We start from the raw sequence: 22,449 nt of genomic DNA, 5'->3' as shown, positions 1-22,449 counted from the left end.
TCTCCTCTCTATTTTTTTGGAAATAAGAACCCCGGGAAGCCGAAGCTAACCCGGGGCCTTTGGGGGAGCTCACTAACCCTTCATCTCAAGCAGAGGCGTTCCTCCGCCTCATCGCGATCGCCTTCACCGCGGCCAGCAGCACGCCCATGAGGTAGAACATGCTGGTGGGCGAGCCTCCCGCCGAGCCGACCATGGAGCAGCCTTCCCTTCCCAGGGTCGCGCGGCTGATGTTCTCGGTGCTGAAGCCGCGGCCGCCGTGTATCATCTCGTCGTAGTCGCTGAAGCCGTCGAGATCGGAGTCGGGGTTGCGCGGATCGGTCTCGAGGTAGCGGCCCTCCGCGTCCACGTCGCGGATCCCGTTGCAGTTGAGGTCCTCGCCCAGACCCATGCCGGCTATCCAGCCGTCCGGCAGCCCGTCGCCGTCGGTGTCCCACGAGAGCGCGTTGGTCTCCGCGCCGACGTCGTACACTCCGTTGCGGTTCGCGTCCTCGATGCCGTCGGGAACGCAGTCGCCGTCGGTGTCGATGTTGGTCGGGTCGGTCCCGTAGCGCAGCTCGTAGCCGTCGGTGAGGCTGTCGCCGTCCGTGTCGGAGTTGAGCGCGTTGGTCTCGCCCAGGTGCGGCTCGTACACGCCGTTGCGGTTTCCGTCCTCGATCCCGTCCCACACCCCGTCGCCGTCCGTGTCGGGGTTGTAGGGATCGGTCCCGAGCATCATCTCGTGCAGGTCGGATAGCCCGTCGCTGTCCGAGTCGAGGCCGTCGGCCGTGCCGTCCTCGCTGCCTATGCAGTTCGGGTCGGTGTTGAGCCTGCAGCCGGGGAGCTCGTCCTTGTCATGCATGATGTCGCCGTCCGAGTCGACCATGCAGGGATTGGAGTTGTAGAAGAATATGGAGTTTCCGCCGTACTCCTCACTGTCCGTCAGCCCGTCGTTGTCCGAGTCCTTGGCGTTCGGGTCGGAGCCGTGCCCGATGCCATCCACCCAGATCGTGGCGTCCTGCAGCATGGCCTTGAAGAGGTCCGGATCTATGATGTCGCCGTCGATCTCGACCTTGTCGGAGATGCCGTCGCCGTCGGTGTCGGCGTTCCTGGGGTCGGTGTCGAAGGTGCCGATGCCCTTGCACATCATGCCGGTGCGGTCGACGAAGGTGATGTACCTGTCGCCGTCCATGTCCTCTCCCAGGTCGGTGAGGCCGTCGCCGTCAGTGTCGATCAGCGCGGGGTTGGTCCTGTAGGGCCAGCCGAAGACCTCCTCGAAGTCGGAGAGGCCGTCGGCGTCGGTGTCTAGCTTAATCGGGTCGCTCTCCGAACGGACGATGCCTGCGAGTCCGTTCTGGGGAGTGTCGACCTTGCCGTTCTGGTCCTTGTCCTCCAGGCAGTCGCGCACGCCCTCCGAGTCGCGGTCGAGGAAGCAGGAGAGCACCTGAAGGGGCCTGCCGCCGTTGCTGTAGACCTCGCGCGGGTTGCAGCTGTAGTTCGGGTTGACCTCGTTGAATGCGTCGGAGTAGCCCATGGCGACCTTGTTCGTGAAGGGGCAGACGTCCGATTCCATGTCGCCCAGACCCATGCCGTCTATGAGGTCGTCGCCGTCGGTGTCCTGGTTATACGGATCCAGCCCTATGGTCTGCTCCTGCGTCGGGGTGCAGCTCCAGCTCCAGCGCTCCGCGCAGTCGGGTATGCCGTCCCTGTCGATGTCGGAGCAGCTGTCATGGATTACCTGATAGTCTATCACATCGATGCAGTCGTCCGGATCGTCGCCGCAGAACTTCATGGTCTGCTCGAAGAGATCGGGCACGCTGTTCCCGTCCTCGTCGGTGAGCTGGATCTTGGTGCCCACCTGCTCCCAGAACTTCTCGTCCGCATGGAGGGAGACGTAGGTCATTATCTCGCCCTCGACGCACAGCGGGGTGCACTTGTTGTCCGGGTGCATCCTCTGCGGGCAGCGGTCGTTGAGCCACGCCGGATTGCTCATGGTCAGAGCGCTGCTGTGGTACTCGCTGCACGAGGCAAAACCCACCCAATCGGTCTCCTGGGCGTCGATCGCCGCGCAGCCGGGGCCGTCGCCGTCGCACACGCAGTCGCCGTCGGTGTCCGCGTTGCGGGCGTTGGTCTCGCCGTTGACCTCGTTGTAGATGCCGTTGAAGTTCGTCGCCGAACTGACCGACTCGTTTATGCAGGCCATGGGGTACAGCCCCCTGCCGCTGCCGCTGGTGAGGATCCCCCCGATGTTGAACGGGGATGCGGAGACCGGCTCGGAGAGGTAGTTGCTCCCCGTGCCGCCTGCCACGTAGATGCCGTACATGATACCCTTGTCGAAGCCGTTGTTCGGGTCGGCCTTGAGCTCGTCGGTGCACTCCACCATGGAGCCCGCGTCCGCCTCGCCCGGGCCGGCCGGATAGTAGGTGTTGCCGATGGTGTCGAGATACCTCCAGTAGGCCCTCGCATAGGGATTGAACACGCGCGAGCGGTCCTCGGTGCCGTCTTTCAGCGAGTCGTTGTCGCTGTCCTCGTCCTTGCAGTCCGGGGTCCCGTCGCCCTCCGTGTCGGTGGGCTGGGGCTTGAGCTCTATCCCCTTCTCGCCCACGAGCGTGCCGAATTCGTCATTATAAGTATCGTCCAGGTAGTCCTTGCTCGCGTAGAACTTCCACGCGGTGAGGAAGTCGTACCGGTCCTTGCCGTCCTTTATGCCGTCGAAGTCGCTGTCGGGCCTGAACCAGCAGGTGAGCTCGGTGTCGTCGCAGTTGCAGTTCGCGTGCATGGGATCGTAGACCCACTTCCCGGCCTTCTTCCTGATGCCCATCTCGAGGAAGTCGGGTATGCCGTCCATGTCGCTGTCGGTCGTGGTGTCCACCATCTGGCCCGACTGCATGTCGGTCGCGATGGAGCACTCGCCCACCGTGAACCACTCGACCAGCTTGTCCATGCTCCAGGTCGTCGCGCCGTCCGTGTCGTAGTCCTCTCCGCTGCCGGAGATGTCGGTGCAGTCGTTCTGGCCGTTGGTCAGCCGCTTGTAGGCGCTCGCGCGGCCCATGAGCTCCCAGTCCTTGCTCACCGGCACCAGCACGAACTTCGCGCCCGTGAAGGCCTCCTGGCCGTCCGCCTCGGGGTCGAAGTAGAACTTGAACGTCCCCTCCTTGCCCTTGACGCCCATCGCCGAGTTGTTGCCCACCACGCCGGCGAATTTCATCTCGGTGTCGCTGACCATGAAGACCGCGAGGCGCGCCACGCTCTTGTCCACGACGAGGTCCTTGCACTGGATCTGGTCGAATCCGCCCTCGCCGTCCTCGTCGAGTTCCTCCACCTGAGCGAAGAACCCCTCCACCATATAGCGCTGGCTCGTGCCGATCTGCCTGACCTCGGTGACCAGGGGCACCACCTCTTTATTGGACTTGAGGAGGAGCTCCGCAGTCACGGAGATGTCGATCTTGGAAGTCCCGGCCGGATCGGAGACGCCGGAGAGATCGCCCAGCATCTGATTCACGGAGTAATACTCCTCCTCCTCCCAGATCAGGATGCCCTCGTCCGTCACCGCGTCGTAGCCGTCGTTGTCGACCGAGCCCACGCGGTTGGTCATGATCACTATGTTCGTGCCCGCGTTGCTCTTCGAGGAGTCGTCCAGTATGCCGACGCCGCTGTCGGTCGAGGCCTGGAACGTGCAGTTGGGCAGCACCTTGTTGCCCGTGACCCCGGGGCCGAACTCAAGGCCGGTCTCCCCGGCCGAGTTGACCTCGATGTCGCTCAGCCTCGCGTTGTTTCCCAGTAGCCTGACGCCCGCGCCGTCCACGTTGTTGATCTCGACGTCGGTCAGCTTGACGCCCTCCGCCTCGACCGCGATGCCGTTTCCGGAGTCGTAGATGTCGATATTGCTCGCCTCGGACTTGGTCCCCGATATCTTGACCCCGTCGTTGTCCATGTCGCTTATGGAGATCTCTTCGATCTTGCCGTCCTTCTTCTTCAGGCAGATCCCGCTGTGGTTGATGCCCGACTTTCCGGAGATGCTGAGGTTCTTGATGGTGACTTCCTCGGCGCTCACGTAGATGGCGCAGCCGTGGCCCGAGTTGCCGTCCGTGGCCGTGTGCCCAGACCACTTCGAGAGGTTGATGGTCTTGCCGTTGCCGTCGATCTCAAGGCCCTTGGCAGGCCCCAGTATCACGGCGGGGCTCTCCATGAACACATCGGTCATGAGAGTTATTTTGTCGTAGCAGGCGTAGTGCTGCCCGTCTATTTTGTTGGCGTACCAGAGCGCGCTGCGCAGGGATATGCCCGTGCTGCCGGGCGTGTGGTCCCAGCCGCCGTTATTGATCTCGCACTTGCCGAGATCGTCGGGATCGATGCCATCGGGCGGCGAACCCTTGGCAAATGCTGCCTGGGAGAGGCACAGGGCCAGGCACAAGGCCAGCGCCCCGAGCACCCTCGTCATCCCCTTTATCGTCATCTTCATCTTGACCTCCGTGTGATCCGTTCTCCCCCTGAATTCATCCGATCAGGATCCCCCTCCCGATCATTTGTTCACGAGATTCAACAGGCCCTCCAGGCCCAGCATGATAACGAAGGCGTGTGACACGCCCGTTGTCTTGACGCCGGCCCAATCCTCCTGCGGCTTGGTCCTCAGCCCGCTGTAGCCTGCGCTGAGCACTAACGCCATACCCGCATGTTCTCCTTCGAACGGGATCGCGACCTTGGCCAGGGCGAGCACGCCGTCGGCCTTGAGCTCGTCCATCACCGTGCCGACTATCGTCTCGCCCGAATATGCGTGCCTGTAGCCGAACTCGGCGCCGAGCGCAGCGAACTCGTGCACGCGGCCCATCACCTCGATGCCCGCATCCACGGTCAGAATCGGCTTGAGGTCCTGATATATCCCGTTGCCGTAGTTGTAGTCCTCCTGGGCCACCCAGCCGAGCGCGGTCTGCAACGCGATCCTGACTCTATCGCCGGCCGCGAATGCGAATTTCAGCCCTGCCCTGCCGGAGAACAGCCTTGACTCCGCATCCTTTGCCGGCTCGAAATTCGGGTCCTCACCCGACTGGAGATCTCCCTCCGGGCCCTCGCCCACCTTGGCGCCGTCGAAGGAGAAGCTCATCGTGTTGATGCCCACATCGGCCATCAGCCCCAGTTGAAAGCGGGACTTCCAGGACGCCTCGCCCTCGACAGATTCATCGGCCTCGTCGCCCTCATCGGCCTCATCGGCTTCATCGGTCTCATCGGTTTCATCAGTCTCATCGGTCTCATCGGTTTCACTGGTCTCAGTGGTCTCAGTGGTCTCAGTGGTCTCATCGGCAGGAGCGATGCTCAACGCGAGCATCGAGTGCTCCTCTTGAGTAAGACCGGAACTCCGGCTGATCTCCGACTCGGGATCGTACGCCTCTCCCAGATAGCTGTCGGTACAGGTCTTCACATTATCAGGGGAAGCAGCGTCGCCCCCCATAACCCCCTGGCAGGCGTCATAGAGGCTCATGGACGGAGTGAGGCATCCGTAGTCCTCTTCCTTTCCCGGGCAATACCCCTTGACGATCGTCATTTTGTCGCTCATGGCTCTTCTCCTCTTTGTGCCCCCTGAAAAGACGCATGCATACTCGTCTACGTTTTCTTCCATCTTCATTATCGGGTGAGGCCGAAGAAAGTTGCGTCATTTTTATCAAAGGCCCGTGAGGGGGGCGGGCACAGGGCGCCAAGGCACAAAAAAGTGACAGATTTATAGGGGGTTATAAAGACGCACCGCGTCCTGCGCATCGCGCAAAAAATTTATTTTTTGAGGAAAAAATACGGAAAAAAAACGGCGGACAAAATCGGCCTGCAGGGCACTATTGACAACTATTTATATTATAAGGGGTCAGAGCGATTCGACCACGATGGCCGTGGCGCCGCCGCCGCCGTTGCAGAGGGTGGCAAGGCCCTTTTTCGCCTTTTTCGCCTTCATCGCATAGAGGAGGGTCGTGAGTATCCTGGCGCCGGAGGCGCCGATCGGGTGGCCGAGGGCGACTGCCCCTCCGTGGATATTCACTTTGGAGTTGTCTATCCCGAACTCCCGCACAGCGGCCATGGTCACCGCAGAGAAGGCCTCATTAATCTCAAATAAATCTATATCTTTAATAGTTAGCTTGGCTTTATCAAGCACTGCTTTAATTGCCCCGACAGGGGCGGTCGTGAACCAGACCGGCTCGTGGGCAAAGCTCGCGTGTGCCACGACCCTTGCCATGGGCCTGATTTTGGCCTTATCCGCCCAATCCTCGGACATGAGGACAAGGGCGCTGGCCCCGTCGGAAACTGAGCTCGCGTTGGCCGCGGTGATCGTGCCACCCTGTTTGAAGCTGGGTCTGAGCCCCCTCATCTTCTCGAAGTCCGCCCTCCCCGGCTCCTCGTCAATGTCGAAGGTCACGCTCCCGCCCTTCCTCCCCGGCACCTCCACCGGCACGATCTCGGCCTTGAAGGCGCCGGAGGCGATCGCCCCCTGTGCCTTTTTGTAGCTCGCGGCCGCGAACTCGTCCTGCCCCTCCCGGGTGAACCCGTACTTCTCCGCGCACAGCTCCGCGCAGGCTCCCATGTGCTGGTTCGAGTGTATGTCCCAGAGGCCGTCGTGGACCATGCTGTCCACGGCCAGGGAGTTCCCCATGCGCATGCCGGAGCGGGCGTCGGGCAAAAGATACGGAGCGCGGGTCATGGACTCCATGCCGCCGGCCACCACGATGCGGTTGTCGCCGGCGCGTATGAGCTGGTCGGCCAGCATCACGGCGCGCAGCCCGGAGCTGCAGACGCGGTTTACGGTGATCGACTCGACCGAATCGGGGATGCCTGCCGCGATCGCGGCCTGGCGCGCGGGGTTCTGGCCCAGCCCCGCCGCGAGCACGCAGCCCATGAGCACCTCGTCCACGTCGGAGGGGGCCACCGACGCGCGCCTGAGCGCCTCGCGGATGACGCAGGCGCCGAGGTCGGTCGCCTTGACGGAGGCGAGCCCGCCCTGGAACGAGGCGAGCGGCGTGCGGACTGCGGAGAGGATCACAGAATGAGTCATCGCAGGACCTCCATTTTTCGGGGCCCGGGATTCGGGACCCGGGATCCGGAACGTCAATTCGCGTCACGTGTCACGATTTCGGATCGTACGGATATTTCAGAGCCAGATCCTCGAAGGTCTTACGCTCCTCGGAGCCTATGTCTTTGGGCGGAACGATCTTCACGATCACATACTGGTCCCCCTTGCCGCGCTCGCCGAGCTTCGGCGCCCCCTTGCCCTTGAGCCTGAACTTCTGGCCGCCCTCGGTGCCGGAGGGCACCTTCATGCTGGCGTGGCCGTCGAGGGTGGGGACCTCGACCGCGGCCCCCAGCACCGCATCATATATAGTGATGGGGACCTCGGTGTAGACGTCCGCCCCCTCGCGCCAGAAGTCGGGGTGGGGGCTCACGTGTATGCGCAGGTACAGGTCGCCCGATCGGCCGCCGCCGAAGCCGGGCTGCCCCTTGCCCGAGATGCGGACCTTGGAGCCGTTGTCCACGCCGGCCGGGACCTTGACCGTGAGTTTCTCGACCTTGTCGCCGCGGCGTATGGATATCTTGCGCTCCGTGCCGGCGATCGCCTCCTCGAAGGCGACCTCCACTTCCGCGTAGGTGTCGTGGCCGTTGACCGGCGCCTCGGGCCCGCTCCTGCCCCACTCGGGCCTCGGGGCCTTGCGCCTCACCCCGCCCATGTTGAAGAGCTCGCCGAAGAGATCGCCCAGGTCGCCGAAGTCCGCCTGCCTGAAGTCGAACCCCTCGGGGCCCGCTCCCGTGGACTGCCAGCTGAAGCCCCCGGGGCCCGCCCCGCCGAAGCCCCCCTGGCTGAAGAGGTCGTATTTCCTCCGTTGCTCCGGGTCGGAGAGGACGTTGTAGGCCTCGGAGATCCCCTTGAACTTCTCCTCCGCCGCCTTGTCGCCGCGGTTCACGTCGGGATGGTGCTGCTTGGCGAGCCTGCGGTAAGATTTCTTGATCTCGTCAGCGGAGGCCCCCCTCGGGACGCCGAGCACCTGGTAGTAGTCCTTCATGGCGCCCGATATTCAGGCCCTAACGCCTTGATGTCAATTGGTTTTAGAAGCTAGAGACAGCCATTCAGACTGAGCGAATCGGGCCGTTCTTCTCGCTCCGCTCGTCGCCTCATGCGCCGTCTCCTCGCTGGGCCACGTCGGCCGGATCATAACAGGCTACGGCACCCGGCCTCCGTGAGCCCCGCTGCGAAGAACACCCCGATTCGCTCAGTCAAAGCGACACCGTTCGGCCTCTGTGTGGCATAGTGTCGAGAGTCTCAGTTTCGTATTCACAGGGCGCGCGAGAGGGGGGAGGCGTCGGCGGGGTGGTTGGCCCGGAGTCTCGCGAGGTCATATACGAAGGATGCGCGGTCAGCTGACGGCGGGGGCAGCGGCCCCGCGTCCATGCGGAGGGCGTCGCAGGGGCACGCCTCGACGCATGCGTTGCAGCAGATGCAGGCGAGCATGTCGATCTCGAACGAGGAGGGCGCGCCCTCCCCGGCCTCCATCGCGATGCACTTCACGGGGCAGGCGATCGCGCAGAGCCCGCAGGCGTCGCAGCGCACCGCGCCGTCGGGGCGAAGCATGAGCCTCGGCGCGAAGGCCGGGGCCGCCTGGACGCGGGCCCGGGCTGCCCTGCCGGACCCCGTGCGCGCGATCGCGCCGGAGAGCCTCGAGAGGGCGGCGAGCCACAGCGTCCGCAGGGCGGACGGGATGAACAGGAACTCAGCGAAGGGGCTGCGATGTCCGTCGATCACGAGGGGAAAGTAACACAGCGGGTGCTCAATGCAAGCTCACCGAGCCGGGCCGCTGGGCGAAGAGCAGGTCGAGCGATCGGCGCTCGAAGGGGTCCTCGGCGAGCCCGTGCCAGTGCCCTATGGCCGGCTCGCCGTACTGCCACGAGAGCATGATCTCACGGCCGAAAAACCAGGTGTGAAAGCCGACCATGCCCAGGTCCACGTCGCACAGCACTGCCCCGGTGTCCGCGATGTCGTCGAGGATGTCTAGGTACTCCTCGGAGAGCTCCTTTATCCTCGCGCCTATGGCCGGCAAGGCCCGGCAGCCGCAATCGAGGCGGCCCTCGATGGCGTCCTCCACGTCTATCCTCACGCCCGCCGCCTCGGCGGCCCTGCAGAGGTCGTTGACCTTGAGCTGTATCTTCGCGAGCTCCGCGAAGAGGTGCTCCAGCTCCGGTATCATGCCCTCCGCCTCCACGAGGTCGAAATATTTTCTCAGCTCGTGCATCCCGCTCAGCCCTTTCCCTTCGCAGCGGTGATCTCCCTCTGCGCCTGGTACTTGCCCTTCTTGTCCGCGTACGAGACACGGCACGGCTCGTCTGCGCCCAGGAATATCACCTGGCCCATCCCCTCGCCCGCGTAGATGCGGGCCGGCAGCTTCGTGGCGTTGGATATCGCGATGGTCGCGTATCCCTCCCACTCGGGCTCGAACGGCGTCACGTGGATGTGCACCCCGCAGCGGGCGTAGGTGGACTTGCCGTACGTGACCGTGAGCACGTCCCTGGGTATGCGGAAGTACTCGACCGTTCGCGCAAGCACGTAGCTGTTCGGCGGGATCTCGCAGACCGGCCCCTTGAAGTCGCGGAAGTGCACGTGGCCGAAATCCTTGGGGTCCATCACCCCCATTCCCGCCGGGTCGAAGATCTTGAACTCGTCGGCGATGCGGAAGTCGTAGCCGTAGGAGGCGAGCCCGAAGGAGATGCCGGTGCGCACCTGCCCCTCCTCGAACGGCTCGATCATGCGCTGTTCCTTCGCCATCTTCCAGATCCACCTGTCCGATTTCACCGCCATAGCGCCTCCCGGAAACTCTCTGGGACCAAGGTCCGGCGGAATATACACAACGCCGGAGGGAGTTCAAGGAGAGACCCAAAAATTTACGGGAAGGCATTTGGCCTTCCCGTAAATTTGGCGACCCCAACGGGACGCCGGCTCGCGGTTCCCACTCGCCGGCACTTCAACATCAGATGAACCATTCTGTCTGAAGGTCGTCGAACAGCGGCCTCTCGGCCGCGGTTCTCGTCCCCCAATGGCTCAAGGAAATGGGGGGCATAAAGCCCCCCATTTCCTTGCGACCCCAACGGGACTCGAACCCGTGCTGCCGCCGTGAAAGGGCGGTGTCCTGACCGCTAGACGATGGGGTCCTATCTGTGAGCCGCCCCGGATTCGAACCGGGGACCCACGCCTTAAAAGGGCGTTGCTCTACCGACTGAGCTAGCGGCCCGCCTTACCGCCTAAATTGCTGATTTTCTTAACCCAAAAGACGCCGCAGGTAAAGCCAAGATGCGCACACAGGGCCGGCCCCGTTAACAGATGGTGCGCCGGATGTCAATTCGCCCCCGCCTCTTTTTTATTTGACTAAACAGCCGTTTTCCAAGATTGTAGGCCATCGAATTCAACGAAATAACCAAAAGGAGGGGATTGATATGGCAAGCGAAACTCTGGTGGTGGTCTCCAAGATCAAGGAGTACGTGAAGACCAAGGGCATGCAGACCTCTGAGACGGCGGTGGACGCCATTTCCAACGCAGTCCGCGAGCTCCTGGACAAGGCAGTGGCGCGCGCCAAGGACAACGGCCGCCAGACCATCAAGGACCGCGACATCTGAGTTGCAACGAAGTCGGCTAAAAGGACCCGGCGCCGCAGGCCCCGGGTCTTTTTGCGTCAGAGGCGGCCCTGTATGACAGAGGCCCTCCGCTGGGAAGAGGGGGCGTCCCTGCGCCTGTCGTAGAAGCGGGGCCTTGGGAGTATGGAGGCGAGAAATGCCGCCTCGCCCCTGCTCAGATCGGCCGCCGCCTTCCCGAAGTAGTGCCTGGAGGCGGCCTCGGCGCCGTAGATGCCGCCGCCCCACTCCACCACGTTGAGATACAGCTCCAGTATCCGCTCCTTCGAAAGGGTGCGCTCGATCTTGAGCGCGATCATGAGCTCCTTGAACTTCCTCAGCAGCGACTTGTCGGGGGACAGATAGAGGTTGCGCGCCAGCTGCATGGTGATGGTGGAGCCGCCGCGAGAGAAACGGCCGCGCCTGAGGTTGACCCTGGCCGCGTCCTTGATCGCCTCGATGTCATAGCCGTTGTGCGAATAGAAGCGGTCGTCCTCCGCTATCACCACCGCCTGCCTGAGGTACGGCGATATCCCGGAGAGCGGTTTCCAGGAAAACTTCAAAGGCCCGCTGCGGTCAGCGCGCATGTACGAGGTCACCCCGGGCCTCGCGAAGACAAGATGAGCGACCGGAGGCGTGCTCACGCACTTGGTGATCCAGAGGCACCAGGCGAGCCCCGCCGTCATCGCCGCGGTCATGAGGAGGGCGCCCCGCAGGGCGAGCCGCGATGATCTCATTTCGCCCCCCCCTTCCGCCCCACCGGCAGCGTCATCCGCACGGCGGTGCCCTGCCCCTTCGCGCTGAAGACCTGTATGTTGCCCCCGTGCTCGGTCACGATCGAGTGGGAGACGAACAGGCCGAGCCCGGTGCCCGATCTCCCCTTGGTCGTGAAGAACGGCTCGAAGAGATAGGGGATGTCGTTCTCCTCTATGCCGCAGCCCGTGTCGGACACCTCGATCTCCACCGCCTCCCCGCGGCCCGAGGTGGATATGGTGAGCTCGCCGCCCTCCTGCATGCTGTCGAGGGCGTTGATGAGGATGTTGAGCGCCGCCTGGTGCAGCCTCTTCTCGTCGCCTGACACCCTGGGCAGCCTCTCGTCGAGGAACCACCGGATGTTGATCCCCCTGTCCGCTTTGCTGGAGAGGAGCCCGAACGCGCTCCTGAGCACCTCGTTGACGTCGACCGGAGCGAACTCCACCTTCGACCGCGAGGCCTCGGAGAGCCTTCCTATGATCTCCGATATGCGTTTGAACCCCTCCAGCACGTGACCGTAGGTGCCCATGCCGCCCTCGCCCACGTGGCCGGCCAGCGCCTCGAGGTGGAGCAGTATGCCCTGAAGAGGGTTGTTGATCTCGTGGGCGAAGACCTGGCTGAGCCTTCCCATGGCGGCCAGCCTCTCGGCGCCGAGCATCTCCTCCTCGAGCCTGCTGCGCTCGATCTTCTGCGCCACTATCCTGCAGGCGCTGCTCAAGAGCTCGATGTCTACATCGTCCCAGCGACGGCTGCGGTCGCACTGGTCGAAGCCGATGAACCCGTGGGGCCTGCCGAAGACGAAGATGGGGATCGAGAGCACCGATTTCACCGACGTGGAGTTGAGCAACTCGACGAGCTCTGCGGACGGGGCCGCAGAGACATCCTCCAGGCAGACGATCCTGCCCGCCAGCATCTCTTTGCTCCACCACGGCTGCGCGCCGATCGGCACATCCTGCAGCATCTCCCTCGTGGGCTCGACGCCGGGCGCCACCCACTCGTGGGTGTTGCTGGCCGTCTGCCGCTCGTGGTCGTAGAGGAAGAAGTAGGAGCGGCTCACCTCAAGCCCCTCCCCGAGGATCGATATCACCGAGCCGAGGAAATCGTTCATGCGGTGGCGCGTGATCGAGCTGCGCACTATCTCCCTGACCATGTGCTCGAAGTGGACGCGCTGGCGGAACATGGACTTCGCCCGCTCGGAGCCGATCTGGAGCTCCTCCACCATCCTCTTCATGTCGGTTATGTCGCGGCTTATCCCTATGACCGCCCTCACCTCGCCGTGCGCGTCGAGGACAGGGTTGAGCGAGGTCGAGTAACAGCGGCTCACGCCCTTTATCGCGATCCACTCCTGCAGGGCCAGCGGCTTGCCTGACGAGATGACCTGCGCGTTGTTGCGCATGAAGGGGCGGCCCATCGCGGGCCCGAACGCCTCCACCGGCGTCCTGCCGATCACATCCTCCTGCCTGAAGCCGCACTCCTCGAGGCCGCGCCTGTTGAACATCGCATAGCGGCCTTCGCGGTCCACCACATAGACGAGGTCGTCCACCGCCTCGACGAAGGCGCTGTATATCTGTGCGCTTGACAGCCCGGGGCGCTTCCTGACTGGGCTCATGGCAGGGACGTGGGGAGGGGGGTCAACCCTTCCTCACCCTCTTCTTCTTGGGCCTGACGGCCCTGACACCCTTGCGGGGCTTCAGCATGTCAGCGACGCTCTCGAACAGCGCGGCGCGATCGATCGGCTTCGAGAGGCAGACGTCGGCGCCGAGCTCCTTTGCGCGATCGACGTTGCGCTCCGAGCCGAAGCCGGTGAGCACCATTATCTTCACGTGGGAGAGCGCGGGCGAGCGCCTGATGCTCTGGCACACCTTGAAGCCGTCCATGCCCGGCATGACAAGATCGAGTATCACGATGTCGGGCTTCACAGACTCCATGATCGTGCCCGCCTCGAAGCCGTCCGATGCCGTGTAGACCTCGATCTTCTCCGGAAAACCGCGCAGCGCGTCCTGGATCGCCGTGCGGATCACCTCCTCGTCGTCGACGACCAGGAGCTTCCTGGGGGCCGGCGCCGCCCTGTCGTCCATGGGTATCCCGTGTTCGCGGCAGAATATCCGTATGTCCTCGGAGTTGATCCGGAGGTGGCCGCCGGCGGTGCGGTAGGCGTTGAGCAGCCCCCTCTTTATCCAGTTCTTGATCGTGTTGTAGCTGACCCTGCAGAGCTTCGCAGCCTCGAATGTGGTGAGCACGTCCTTCTGGCGCATCTGATTTCCCTCCTTGGGCGTCGGTCCTCCGATTACGTTATAGAGATTGCACAATTGATACGTGAAGTTGCGCTCTTAGCAGATAGGGGATTATTCGACAACCCAAAATATAAAATCGCCGAATTCCATGATTTATGGCGCTTATTTATGCATAAAAAAAAGACCCACCGCAGCGTTGGAAATTCAACCATGAATTTGCTATAATTGTCTTGGCCAGGTCGGAGTGCGGGAATCAGCCAATTTTTCAAAACAGCCTGAACCAGGCTTGAAAGGAGGATAGGCGATTCCCTTCCGGACTTGGCCTTTTTTTATCCCCGCTTCAGCAGCGCTGCGAAGAACCCGTCCCAGTCGCCGAGCCGCGGATCTGTAAAAAGAAAACCCTGATCGGTGACGATCCCGCCCGGATCGACGCCGCGCCGCAACATGACCTCCCCGGCATCGACCGTCTCAAATCCGCCGCGTGCGATAAACCGCGCGACGACGCGTTCGTTCTCCTCCGCGAGCAGGCTGCACGTGGCGTAGAGCAGCCTCCCGCCGGGCCTCACAAGGCGCGCACAGCGCTCGAGCAGCCCAGACTGCAAAGCCGCCATCCCGCCCGCGGTCTCGGCGTCGATGCGCCACTTGAGGTCAGGGGCGCGCCTGAGCGTCCCGGTCCCTGTGCAGGGCGCGTCCACGAAGACCATGTCGAACGCCGCGCCCTCACTATCGAGCGCCGCTGCACCGACGGTCCTTGCGCACCTCGCCCCAGCCCGCGCCGCGCGCCTCGCGAACTCCTTCCTGCCGCGCCCCTTACTGTCGAAGGCGAGTATCTCGCCTCGGCCCCCCATCATTGCGGCGAGCGCGAGCGACTTGCCTCCCGCGCCCGCGCACGCGTCCAGCACCCTCTCCCCCGGCCGCGCGTCGGAGAGGATCGCCGCCAGCTGGCTCGACTCGTCCTGCGCCTCGAAGAGGCCGTCCGTGAACGAGCGAAGGCCGCGGAAGTTCGACCGGATCGACAGCCTGAGCCCGAATGGGGAGCGCGGCGTCGGCGTCGCACCGATCCCCTCCGCTCGGAGCCTTTCGATCAACTCCTCCCTCCCCGCGCGCAGCGTGTTGACCCTGAGCGTAGGGCCCATGGGGTCGTTGAGGACCTTTGCCATCTCGCGCGCGCCCTGCGCGCCGAACCGATCGACGAGCGCGCCGTAGAGAAAATCAGGGAACGAGAAGAAGGCCGCGTCGCCGCCGGGAAAACGCTCGATGCCGACCGCTTCCACGTCCAGCCCGTCCAGCCGCGGATCAGGGCGGAGCGCGGCGCGCATGCGCTCGAAGTCGTCGCACGGGTGCCAGCGCAGGTAGGCCTCGGCGCGCAGCCTGTGGTCGGGCCTTGCGATGCCGGCGAGCCGCATGCAGGCGTCGATCCTTCTTCCCCAGCGGGCCACGCCGTAGACCGCGCGGGCCACTACCCTGCGCTGCCTGGAGTTCATTTCAGGATGGTCTTTCAGGTAGGAGTCGAGCAGCCGGTCGAGCGGCGCGGGCTCGATCTCGAACATGCGCAGGACGCATGCTGCATGATCGATGGCGTCCATCTCAGAATGGGCTCTTGAGTATCATGTGGGCGCTGCGCTCGGAGCCGACCGAGACGAGGGAGATGGGGACCTCGACGATATCCGCGATGCGGGCGAGGTAGTCCTGCGCCTCGCGGGGGAGTTCCCCCAGGGTGCGCGCGGCCGAGATGTCGCCATCCCAGCCGGGCATCTCCTCGTAGACCGGCTCGATCCGCTCAAACTGCGCGAGCTCCGCCGGGAAGTCGTCTATGACGTTCCCCTCGCAGCGGTAGCCGGTGCAGATCCTGAGCCTCTCCAGCCCGGAGAGCACGTCCAGCTTGGTGACCGCGAGCATGGTGAGGCCGTTGACCCGCGCCGCGTGTCGCACCACCACCGCGTCAAACCAGCCGCACCGGCGCCTGCGGCCGGTGGTGGATCCGAACTCCCTGCCCTTCTCCTGCAGGTACTCGCCGGTCCCGTCGCGAAGCTCCGTGGGGAACGGGCCGTTCCCGACGCGGGTGGTGTACGCCTTGGTGATGCCGAGGACCCCGTCGATCATCGTGGGGCCCACGCCCGCGCCGCAGCACGCCGCGCCCGCGACCGTGTTGGACGAAGTGACGTAGGGATAGGTCCCGTGGTCCACGTCGAGAGCGGTGCCCTGCGCGCCCTCGAACAGTATCTTCGCCCCCTCCTTGATCTTCCGGTGGAGGAGCTGCTCGGCGTCGCACACGTGGCGCGAAAGCAGCCTGGACCACTCCGCGGCGGAGTCCATGAGCTCGTCATAGACAACCGCTTTCCCGCCCAGCATCTCGATCTGGCGGTTCTTCATCGGAAGCACCGCGTCGAGCCTCGACTTGAGGACGTCGGGGTCCATGAGATCGCCCGCCCTTATCCCGAGGCGCGAGACCTTGTCCTCATAGGCAGGGCCTATGCCCCTGCCGGTGGTCCCGATCCTCGCGCCGCCGAGAGACTCCTCCCTGAGCTGGTCGATGACCTTATGATAAGGGAGCACGAGGTGGGCGCTCTGGCTCACAGCGAGCCTGGATTTGTCCTTGAGATACCCCTGCTGTTGGAGCCCGTCGATCTCGTCGATGAGGACCTTGGGGTCCAAGACGACGCCGTTGCCGATGATGCACAGGCACCTCTCGTGGAGGATGCCGGACGGGACGAGGTGGAGGATGGTCCTCTGCCCGCCTATGACCATCGTGTGGCCCGCGTTTGCGCCGCCCTGGTAGCGTACGACCACGTCCGCCTGCGGCGTGAGCAGGTCGATGATCTTCCCCTTGCCCTCGTCGCCCCACTGAGTCCCCACCACAATCACGTTTGCCATCATCTCTCCCTGCTTCTAGCTTCTAGCTTCTTTTTTTCAGCCCATCAGCTTCTCAAGTATCGCCTTCTGCACGTGCAGCCTGTTCTCCGCCTGGTCGAACACCCTCGACTGCGGCCCGTCCATCACCTCGTCGGTGATCTCGTCGCCGCGGTGCGCGGGAAGGCAGTGCAGGACGATGGCGTCTTTCTTCGCCAGCGAGAGCAGCTGGGCGTTCACCTGGTAAGGCCGGAACACCTTGAGCTTTTCCTGTTCGCCCTCGCCCTCCTGCCCCATGCTCACCCACGTGTCGGTGTTGATCACATCCGCATCCTTCACCGCCTCGCGCGGGTCGCGCACGAGCCTTATGTTTGAATAGCCGCCGTCCTTGACCTTGTCCAGTATCATCCCGGCGGGGTCGTAGCCCTCCGGGCAGCCGAGGGAGAGCGAAAAGCCCAGGATGATCGCCGCGTTGATCCAGGAGTTGGCCATGTTGTTGCCGTCGCCGACGTACGCTATTCGCCGGTCCCTGATGGAGCCCGTGTTCTCGACGACGGTGAACATGTCGGTCAGCACCTGGCAGGGGTGGACGAGGTCGGAAAGCCCGTTGATCACAGGCACGCTCGATGCCGACGCCACCCTCTCTATCCTCCTCTGCTCGAAGGTGCGCATCATGATGCCGTCCACGTAGCGGGAGAGAACGCGGGAGGTGTCCTCGTAGGTCTCGCCGCGGCCGAGCTGGGATGCCTGGGTGGTGAGGTTGAGGGCGTGGCCGCCTAGCTGGTACATCCCCACCTCGAACGAGACCCTGGTGCGCGTGGACGACTTCTCGAAGACCATGCCCAGCGTCCTGCCCTCCAGTGGCCTGTGGCGCTTGCCCGCCCTCTGCATCTTCTTGAGCTCCGCGGCGCGCTTCATGAGGCCAGTGATCTCGTCGGCGGTGAAATCGAACATGGTGAGCAGGTGTCTCGGCATCGAATCCTCCTTTTTGTGGCATCGTTCGCCTGCGGCCCGGGACGGCACCTACAGTATGTATCGCGACAGGTCGCGGTCCCTCACGATGTCGGAGAGGCTCTCGCTCACGTATTTCCTGTCGATCGTGACCGACTGGGGCGAGCGCTCCGGCGCGGTGAACGAGAGCTCCTCGAGCAGCTTCTCCATCACCGTGTGCAGGCGCCGCGCCCCTATGTCCTCGAGCTGCGCGTTCACCTCGGCCGCTATCTCGGAGACCTCGCGCAGCGCCTGCTCGTCGAACTCTATCTGCGTGCCCTCGGTCTTCATCATGGCCTTGTACTGCTTGACCAGCGAGTTGTCGGGCTCGGTCAGTATCCTGAAGAAGTCGTCCTTCGTGAGAGTGTCGAGCTCGACGCGGATCGGGAAGCGCCCCTGGAGCTCGGGAATGAGGTCCGACGGCTTGGAGACGTGGAAAGCGCCCGAGGCGATGAAGAGTATGTGGTCGGTCTTCACCACGCCGTACTTGGTGACGACCGTCGAGCCCTCCACTATGGGGAGGATGTCCCTCTGCACGCCCTCCCGCGAGACGTCCGGGCCGAAGGATCGCCCCTCGCCCCTGGGGCTCGCGATCTTGTCGATCTCGTCGAGGAACACTATGCCGTTCTGTTCGACCCTCTCCACCGCCTGCTTCACCACCGCGTCCATGTCGATGAGCTTGCCCGCCTCCTCGTCGGCGAGGAACCCGAGCGCCTCGGTCACCTTCATCTTCCTGCGCTTGCGGCCCGAGGGGACGATGTTCGAGAGCATGTCGCGGAGGTTGGCGCTCATCTCCTCGAGGCTGGTCGCGGCCACGACCTCGATCGGGCCGCGGGGTGCGCGCGGCGCGCCGTCCAGCTCGACCGAGCGGCGGTCGAGCTCGCCCCTCCTCAGCATCTCGCGCAGCCTCTCGCGGGTGGCACCGCGCTTGTCCGCGGCCGACTCCTCCGCGCCGGGGGCCTGCGGAGGCTCCGCCTCCTGCCCGGGCAGCAGCAGGTCCAGCAGCCTCTCCTCCGCCTGCTCGCTCGCGCGGGCCTTGACCCGGCGCCCCTCCTCCTCGCGAACCATCTTCACCGCGATCTCGGTGAGCTCGCGGATCATGGACTCCACGTCCTTGCCCACGTAGCCGACCTCGGTGAACTTAGAGGCCTCGACCTTGATGAACGGCGCCTCGGCGAGCCTCGCGAGACGGCGGGCGATCTCGGTCTTGCCCACGCCGGTGGAGCCGATCATTATGATGTTCTTCGGCACGATCTCGTCGCGCAGCGGGGCGTCGACCTTGCGCCTGCGCCACCTGTTGCGCAACGCGATGGCCACGGCGCGCTTGGCCCTGCCCTGGCCGATGATGAAGCGGTCGAGCTCCGAAACTATCTCGCGGGGCGTGAAGTTTTTCTCGCTCATGGGGTCGGCGCCTGGTCCAGTCCCACAACATGTATGCGGTCGTTGGTGTAGATGCAGATCCTGCTCGCGATCGCCATCGCCTCCTCGGCGATCCTCTTTGCGTCGAGGGCGGTGTGGGCCATGAGAGCGCGCGCAGCGGAGAGGGCGTAGGGCCCGCCGGAGCCGATCGCGGTGACGCCGTCGTCCGGCTCGAGCACGTCTCCCGTGCCGGATATCGTGAAGGTCTTTTCCGCGTCGGCCACGATCATCATGGCCTCGAGCCTGCGCAGCACCCTGTCGGTGCGCCATTCCTTGGCGAGCTCGACCGCCGACCTGGTGAGGGCGCCGCGGTGCTGCTCGAGCTTCTGCTCGAACCTCTCGAAGAGGGTGAACGCGTCCGCGCTCGATCCCGCGAAGCCGGCCAGCACCTTGCCGTCGCGCATGGTCCGGATCTTGTTGGCGGTCTCCTTGATCACCATGTTGCCGAAGCTGACCTGGCCGTCGCCCGCGATCGCGACCTTCCCGTCGCGGCGCACGCAGAGGACTGTGGTGGAATGAAACATGGCCTCTCCTGTGATGAGAAAGCCCGCCCTGCATATCAGGGCGGGCCGGATGAATCAAGGCTCGCGTTCACGACCCCGTATTCGACCGCCGGTCACCTGCCCGTCCGGCAGGCAGGCGAGTCACGAGTTACGAGTCACGTATTTCAAGCCTTCGGATGCGACTGGTCGTACGCCCTCATGAGATTCTCTATGCCCACGTGGGTGTACTTCTGCGTCGTGGAGAGGCTCGAGTGGCCGAGCAGCTCCTGTATGCCCCTCATGTCCGCGCCGGCGCCGAGCAGGTGCGTGGCGAAGGTGTGCCTGAGCACGTGCGGGGTGACGGTCTTCTGGACGCCGCAGCGGCGCATGTACTTTGCGATGAGCCGCTCTATGGAGCGCGCGGTGAGCCTCCCGCCGTGGCGGTTGACGAAGAACGCCTTCTCCTGGCCCCTGTCGTCGGCAAGCGCCTTTCTCTTCTCGAGGTAGTTGACCAGCGAGGCGCACGCCTTCTCCCCCATCGGCACTATGCGCTCCTTGCGCCCCTTGCCCATGACCCTCACGGTCTGAGCCTTGAGGTCCACATCGTCGATATCGAGGCCCACCAGTTCACTGACCCTCAGGCCCGACGCATAGAGGAGCTCGAGGATCGCCCGATCGCGTATCCCGAGCGCCCCCTCGTCCGCAGCGGAATCCAGGAGCGCAAAGACTTCATCGACGGTCAGGAACTTGGGCACCCTCTTGGGGATCTTCGGTGTGGCCACTTCCTTTGCAGGATTCACTTCAATCATGCCTTTTTTGATGCAATAGTTAAAGAATGTTCTTAAGGAAGCCAGCTTTCTTGCCATTGAAGAAGGGCTCCAGTCGTTCCACATCTTTGACATGAAATCGCGTATGATCGAGGCGTCGAGCTTTCCGATATAAGCCTCGCCGGATGCCGATATCCCGGGATAGCGGCCTTCGAGGTAGGCCAAAAACTGCTGCATATCCACCAGATAATTCTTGGAGGTATGCGGTGAGACATCCCGCTCATGCTTCAGATAATTGAAAAAACTATCGATAAGCTTTTTCATCAAGACCTCCCCCATTTAATGAGGGAGATTCTACTTAAAATTCATATTAAATCAATAAGTTTGTCGTATAAAGGGGCGGGCTGTGGAAAAGGCAGCTATCATGAGGATAATAAAGCTGAATACAGGAATTCCGGACAGGGGACCTGATGTGTTGACCGCCCGGACGAGAGTGCATGCGCCCCCGTCCGTGGGATAGAGCGGCCCTTCGCCGAGCGCCGATTGGGCCTCCTCTGTACGTGCGCCCCTGCTCCCGCCTGAATTTGAATCAGATGCCGGCTCCGGGCAGAGTTTCGCATCTTTATCATATATATCGGGTATCCCGTTGTAATCGGCATCCAGCCAGCCCCCCTCCTGCGCGTCGGGGCAGCCGTCGTTATCCGAATCATCGTCCCTGGCGTTTGGCACGCCGTCGCAGTCCAGATCGGAGATATCCTTCGGAGGGATACAGCCTGCCTCGCCGCGGATCGACTGGAAATCGAAGTCAGGCAGCCCGTCGCCGTCGAAATCGCCCGTCGTCTCCACATAGTCGCAGAGCCCGTCGCCGTCCGTGTCGACTATCGACGGATCGGTCTCGTCCGGGTCTACCCATCCGTTGCCGTTTTTGTCCTCCTCGCCGTCCTGCAGCCCGTCGAAGTCGGAGTCAGGGTTCAGCGGGTCCATGCGGTAGGGGTTTTTGTAATTCGTGCCCGCGGCCATGAGGCCGTGACAGCCGTTTTTGACCTCGGGCTGGATCACGCCCATCTCGACACCGTCAGACAGCCCGTCGCCGTCGGTGTCGCACATGTTGCGCATGGTGCCGAGCCTTCGCTCTTCGCCGTCCGGGATGCCGTCGCCGTCGGTGTCGGCGACCAGCGGATCGGACTCGTCGGTGCCGAGCTCACCGTCGCCGTCGCGATCGCCCTCCTCGCCGTCGATAATCCCGTCGCCGTCGGTGTCCGGGTTATGGGAATCGGTCTCCCCAAGCTCAGGCTCCCAGATCCCGTTGCGATTCGCGTCCTCCAGACAGTCCACAATCCCGTCGCCGTCAGTGTCGATATCGCATGAGACAACCGGTTTTGCCCCGATTATCACGCCCTCAAAGCAATAAGCGGTGCCGGGCAACAGCGCCGGATGCCACGCCAGAAAGAGGATCAAGATGAACGATGCCCTTGCGATGGAAGCCATATGCCCCTTTTTCGCCTCTTTCTCGAAATAGTTGCGCGCTTTTTTATGCCGGAACCGGGATCGTGTGGAGGCGCGGCGCGTCATGGGCCTGACGCGCCGCCCGTTGAAACCTAGCAACTTATCCGTAGGATCGCCGATAAGGACCCGTTCGAAGGAGAGGCTCCATGTCTGAACCCATATCAGCGGACAGTTGCCGTGCCATCTCGGATGAGACCGCCAGGCTGACCTGCGAGATATGCCGGCCCGACGATCAGGGCCATTTTGTGATCAGCACCGATAAGGGCGAGTTCACGCCGGAGACGGAGGAGAGTTGCGCGTTAATTCTGCCGTCCCTGATCAAAATGGGATTCAAGCTTCTCATGCAGGGCAGGACGCAGAGCCCTCCGCCGCGGGCGACGGGGCAGCAGGCGGCCCCCGCAAACCGGGAAACGGCCGCCGGAGATCAGCGGACCGCTCAAGACGGGACCGAGCCGCCGGCGGAGGCGCGGCAGGAGGCGACGACCGACGAGACGGAAACGGCCGATCCGGAGGGAGACGGCCGGGCGATAGGAGAAGAGATCATAAAACCGTTCACGGCCCGGATAGTCACGGACGGCAGGACGGTGAAGGTCTCGAGGACGCTGCTCCTCGGCAAAGGCAAGGGTTTGAACCTGCTTTTGGAATATTCAGCGCTGCCCGCCGAAGAGCCCGGATCATACATCCTCACCTACTCCATCTACAAGGACGGGGCGCCGTTTGAGATCCTGCGGAGCATGAGGTTCAAGGCAAGCGAAGGCAAGGCGAACCTTGCGTTCCGGATCAACGCCTCGTCAGAGGATTTCAGCGGGATCAGCTCAATCAATATCGTGGACCTGGGCCGGTGAA

18 protein-coding genes and 2 tRNA genes are annotated in these 22,449 nt (G+C 63.5%); 2 read left to right on the top strand and 18 right to left on the bottom strand.

The window, feature by feature from the left end; genetic code table 11:
- Positions 1–85: 85 nt before the first annotated feature.
- The 9 genes from JXA24_06995 to JXA24_06955 all read right to left on the bottom strand — a co-directional run bounded on the left by JXA24_06995 (position 86) and on the right by JXA24_06955 (position 10,226).
- A complete protein-coding gene (locus JXA24_06995; protein MBN1283497.1) occupies positions 86–4,438 on the bottom strand; it encodes a hypothetical protein in 4,353 nt (1,450 codons plus the stop codon).
- 60 nt (positions 4,439–4,498) lie between these two features.
- Positions 4,499–5,527 (bottom strand): hypothetical protein, encoded by a 1,029-nt coding sequence (locus JXA24_06990; GenBank protein ID MBN1283496.1) that lies wholly within the window; start codon positions 5,525–5,527, stop codon positions 4,499–4,501.
- Positions 5,528–5,827: 300 nt separating this feature from the next.
- On the bottom strand, positions 5,828–7,006 hold the full coding sequence (locus JXA24_06985; protein ID MBN1283495.1) for an acetyl-CoA C-acetyltransferase: 1,179 nt from the start codon (positions 7,004–7,006) through the stop codon (positions 5,828–5,830).
- Positions 7,007–7,076: 70 nt separating this feature from the next.
- The gene (locus JXA24_06980; protein MBN1283494.1) at positions 7,077–8,009 is read right to left on the bottom strand and encodes a DnaJ domain-containing protein; all 933 of its coding nucleotides are present in this window, start codon (positions 8,007–8,009) and stop codon (positions 7,077–7,079) included.
- Between the two features lie 269 nt (positions 8,010–8,278).
- The gene (locus JXA24_06975) at positions 8,279–8,746 is read right to left on the bottom strand and encodes a hypothetical protein (GenBank protein MBN1283493.1); all 468 of its coding nucleotides are present in this window, start codon (positions 8,744–8,746) and stop codon (positions 8,279–8,281) included.
- Between the two features lie 25 nt (positions 8,747–8,771).
- A complete protein-coding gene (locus JXA24_06970) occupies positions 8,772–9,233 on the bottom strand; it encodes a DUF2203 family protein (protein ID MBN1283492.1) in 462 nt (153 codons plus the stop codon).
- Positions 9,234–9,238: 5 nt separating this feature from the next.
- Positions 9,239–9,796 carry a dCTP deaminase gene (locus tag JXA24_06965; GenBank protein MBN1283491.1) on the bottom strand — a complete coding sequence of 186 codons (558 nt, stop codon included), beginning with the start codon at positions 9,794–9,796 and terminating at the stop codon, positions 9,239–9,241.
- A 278-nt stretch (positions 9,797–10,074) separates the two neighbouring features.
- A tRNA-Glu gene (locus JXA24_06960) sits at positions 10,075–10,146 on the bottom strand.
- Between the two features lie 7 nt (positions 10,147–10,153).
- Positions 10,154–10,226 (bottom strand) — tRNA-Lys (locus JXA24_06955).
- 202 nt (positions 10,227–10,428) lie between these two features.
- Here JXA24_06955 and JXA24_06950 point away from each other — a divergent pair.
- Positions 10,429–10,608 carry a hypothetical protein gene (locus JXA24_06950; protein MBN1283490.1) on the top strand — a complete coding sequence of 60 codons (180 nt, stop codon included), beginning with the start codon at positions 10,429–10,431 and terminating at the stop codon, positions 10,606–10,608.
- 56 nt (positions 10,609–10,664) lie between these two features.
- On the opposite strand, the gene mtgA is transcribed toward JXA24_06950, so the two are convergent.
- The 9 genes from mtgA to JXA24_06905 form a co-directional block, all read right to left on the bottom strand.
- Complete coding sequence (mtgA, locus tag JXA24_06945) at positions 10,665–11,339, bottom strand: monofunctional biosynthetic peptidoglycan transglycosylase (GenBank protein ID MBN1283489.1); 675 nt, start codon at positions 11,337–11,339, stop codon at positions 10,665–10,667.
- Positions 11,336–12,964 carry a PAS domain-containing protein gene (locus JXA24_06940; GenBank protein ID MBN1283488.1) on the bottom strand — a complete coding sequence of 543 codons (1,629 nt, stop codon included), beginning with the start codon at positions 12,962–12,964 and terminating at the stop codon, positions 11,336–11,338. The genes mtgA and JXA24_06940 overlap by 4 nt, the downstream gene beginning before the upstream one ends.
- Before the next feature lie 22 nt (positions 12,965–12,986).
- Entirely contained in the window at positions 12,987–13,610 is a 624-nt protein-coding gene (locus JXA24_06935) for a response regulator (GenBank protein ID MBN1283487.1), read from the bottom strand.
- 308 nt (positions 13,611–13,918) lie between these two features.
- Positions 13,919–15,175 carry an RsmB/NOP family class I SAM-dependent RNA methyltransferase gene (locus tag JXA24_06930; protein ID MBN1283486.1) on the bottom strand — a complete coding sequence of 419 codons (1,257 nt, stop codon included), beginning with the start codon at positions 15,173–15,175 and terminating at the stop codon, positions 13,919–13,921.
- Position 15,176: 1 nt separating this feature from the next.
- Positions 15,177–16,463 carry an adenylosuccinate synthase gene (locus JXA24_06925; protein MBN1283485.1) on the bottom strand — a complete coding sequence of 429 codons (1,287 nt, stop codon included), beginning with the start codon at positions 16,461–16,463 and terminating at the stop codon, positions 15,177–15,179.
- Positions 16,464–16,499: 36 nt separating this feature from the next.
- A complete protein-coding gene (gene argF / locus JXA24_06920) occupies positions 16,500–17,414 on the bottom strand; it encodes an ornithine carbamoyltransferase (protein MBN1283484.1) in 915 nt (304 codons plus the stop codon).
- A gap of 48 nt (positions 17,415–17,462) precedes the next feature.
- Entirely contained in the window at positions 17,463–19,118 is a 1,656-nt protein-coding gene (gene hslU / locus JXA24_06915) for an ATP-dependent protease ATPase subunit HslU (protein ID MBN1283483.1), read from the bottom strand.
- A 397-nt stretch (positions 19,119–19,515) separates the two neighbouring features.
- Positions 19,516–20,421: a tyrosine recombinase XerC gene (xerC, locus tag JXA24_06910; protein ID MBN1283482.1), complete on the bottom strand. Its 906-nt coding sequence runs from the start codon at positions 20,419–20,421 to the stop codon at positions 19,516–19,518.
- A gap of 51 nt (positions 20,422–20,472) precedes the next feature.
- Positions 20,473–21,585 carry a hypothetical protein gene (locus JXA24_06905; GenBank protein MBN1283481.1) on the bottom strand — a complete coding sequence of 371 codons (1,113 nt, stop codon included), beginning with the start codon at positions 21,583–21,585 and terminating at the stop codon, positions 20,473–20,475.
- 164 nt (positions 21,586–21,749) lie between these two features.
- Between JXA24_06905 and JXA24_06900 the strand changes: the two genes are divergently transcribed.
- Positions 21,750–22,448 (top strand): hypothetical protein, encoded by a 699-nt coding sequence (locus JXA24_06900; GenBank protein ID MBN1283480.1) that lies wholly within the window; start codon positions 21,750–21,752, stop codon positions 22,446–22,448.
- Position 22,449: the final 1 nt, after the last annotated feature.

Source organism: Pseudomonadota bacterium (genome assembly GCA_016927275.1).
Classification (GTDB): domain Bacteria; phylum UBA10199; class UBA10199; order 2-02-FULL-44-16; family JAAZCA01; genus JAFGMW01.
The sequence above is the reverse complement of the archived record's forward strand: the minus strand, read 5'-3'. Positions and strand labels throughout refer to the sequence as shown.

Excerpts from the sequence above, each read along its gene's own strand:
- JXA24_06995 (MBN1283497.1), bottom strand. The coding sequence starts at position 4,438 with ATGAAGATGACGATAAAGGGGATGACGAGGGTGCTCGGGGCGCTGGCC.
- JXA24_06990 (MBN1283496.1), bottom strand. The coding sequence starts at position 5,527 with ATGAGCGACAAAATGACGATCGTCAAGGGGTATTGCCCGGGAAAGGAA.
- JXA24_06985 (MBN1283495.1), bottom strand. The coding sequence starts at position 7,006 with ATGACTCATTCTGTGATCCTCTCCGCAGTCCGCACGCCGCTCGCCTCG.
- JXA24_06980 (MBN1283494.1), bottom strand. The coding sequence starts at position 8,009 with ATGAAGGACTACTACCAGGTGCTCGGCGTCCCGAGGGGGGCCTCCGCT.
- JXA24_06970 (MBN1283492.1), bottom strand. The coding sequence starts at position 9,233 with ATGCACGAGCTGAGAAAATATTTCGACCTCGTGGAGGCGGAGGGCATG.
- JXA24_06965 (MBN1283491.1), bottom strand. The coding sequence starts at position 9,796 with ATGGCGGTGAAATCGGACAGGTGGATCTGGAAGATGGCGAAGGAACAG.
- JXA24_06950 (MBN1283490.1), top strand. The coding sequence starts at position 10,429 with ATGGCAAGCGAAACTCTGGTGGTGGTCTCCAAGATCAAGGAGTACGTG.
- mtgA (MBN1283489.1), bottom strand. The coding sequence starts at position 11,339 with ATGAGATCATCGCGGCTCGCCCTGCGGGGCGCCCTCCTCATGACCGCG.
- JXA24_06940 (MBN1283488.1), bottom strand. The coding sequence starts at position 12,964 with ATGAGCCCAGTCAGGAAGCGCCCCGGGCTGTCAAGCGCACAGATATAC.
- JXA24_06935 (MBN1283487.1), bottom strand. The coding sequence starts at position 13,610 with ATGCGCCAGAAGGACGTGCTCACCACATTCGAGGCTGCGAAGCTCTGC.
- JXA24_06930 (MBN1283486.1), bottom strand. The coding sequence starts at position 15,175 with ATGGACGCCATCGATCATGCAGCATGCGTCCTGCGCATGTTCGAGATC.
- JXA24_06925 (MBN1283485.1), bottom strand. The coding sequence starts at position 16,463 with ATGGCAAACGTGATTGTGGTGGGGACTCAGTGGGGCGACGAGGGCAAG.
- argF (MBN1283484.1), bottom strand. The coding sequence starts at position 17,414 with ATGCCGAGACACCTGCTCACCATGTTCGATTTCACCGCCGACGAGATC.
- hslU (MBN1283483.1), bottom strand. The coding sequence starts at position 19,118 with ATGGCGCACCGACAGGGTGCTGCGCAGGCTCGAGGCCATGATGATCGT.
- xerC (MBN1283482.1), bottom strand. The coding sequence starts at position 20,421 with ATGAAAAAGCTTATCGATAGTTTTTTCAATTATCTGAAGCATGAGCGG.
- JXA24_06905 (MBN1283481.1), bottom strand. The coding sequence starts at position 21,585 with ATGGCTTCCATCGCAAGGGCATCGTTCATCTTGATCCTCTTTCTGGCG.
- JXA24_06900 (MBN1283480.1), top strand. The coding sequence starts at position 21,750 with ATGTCTGAACCCATATCAGCGGACAGTTGCCGTGCCATCTCGGATGAG.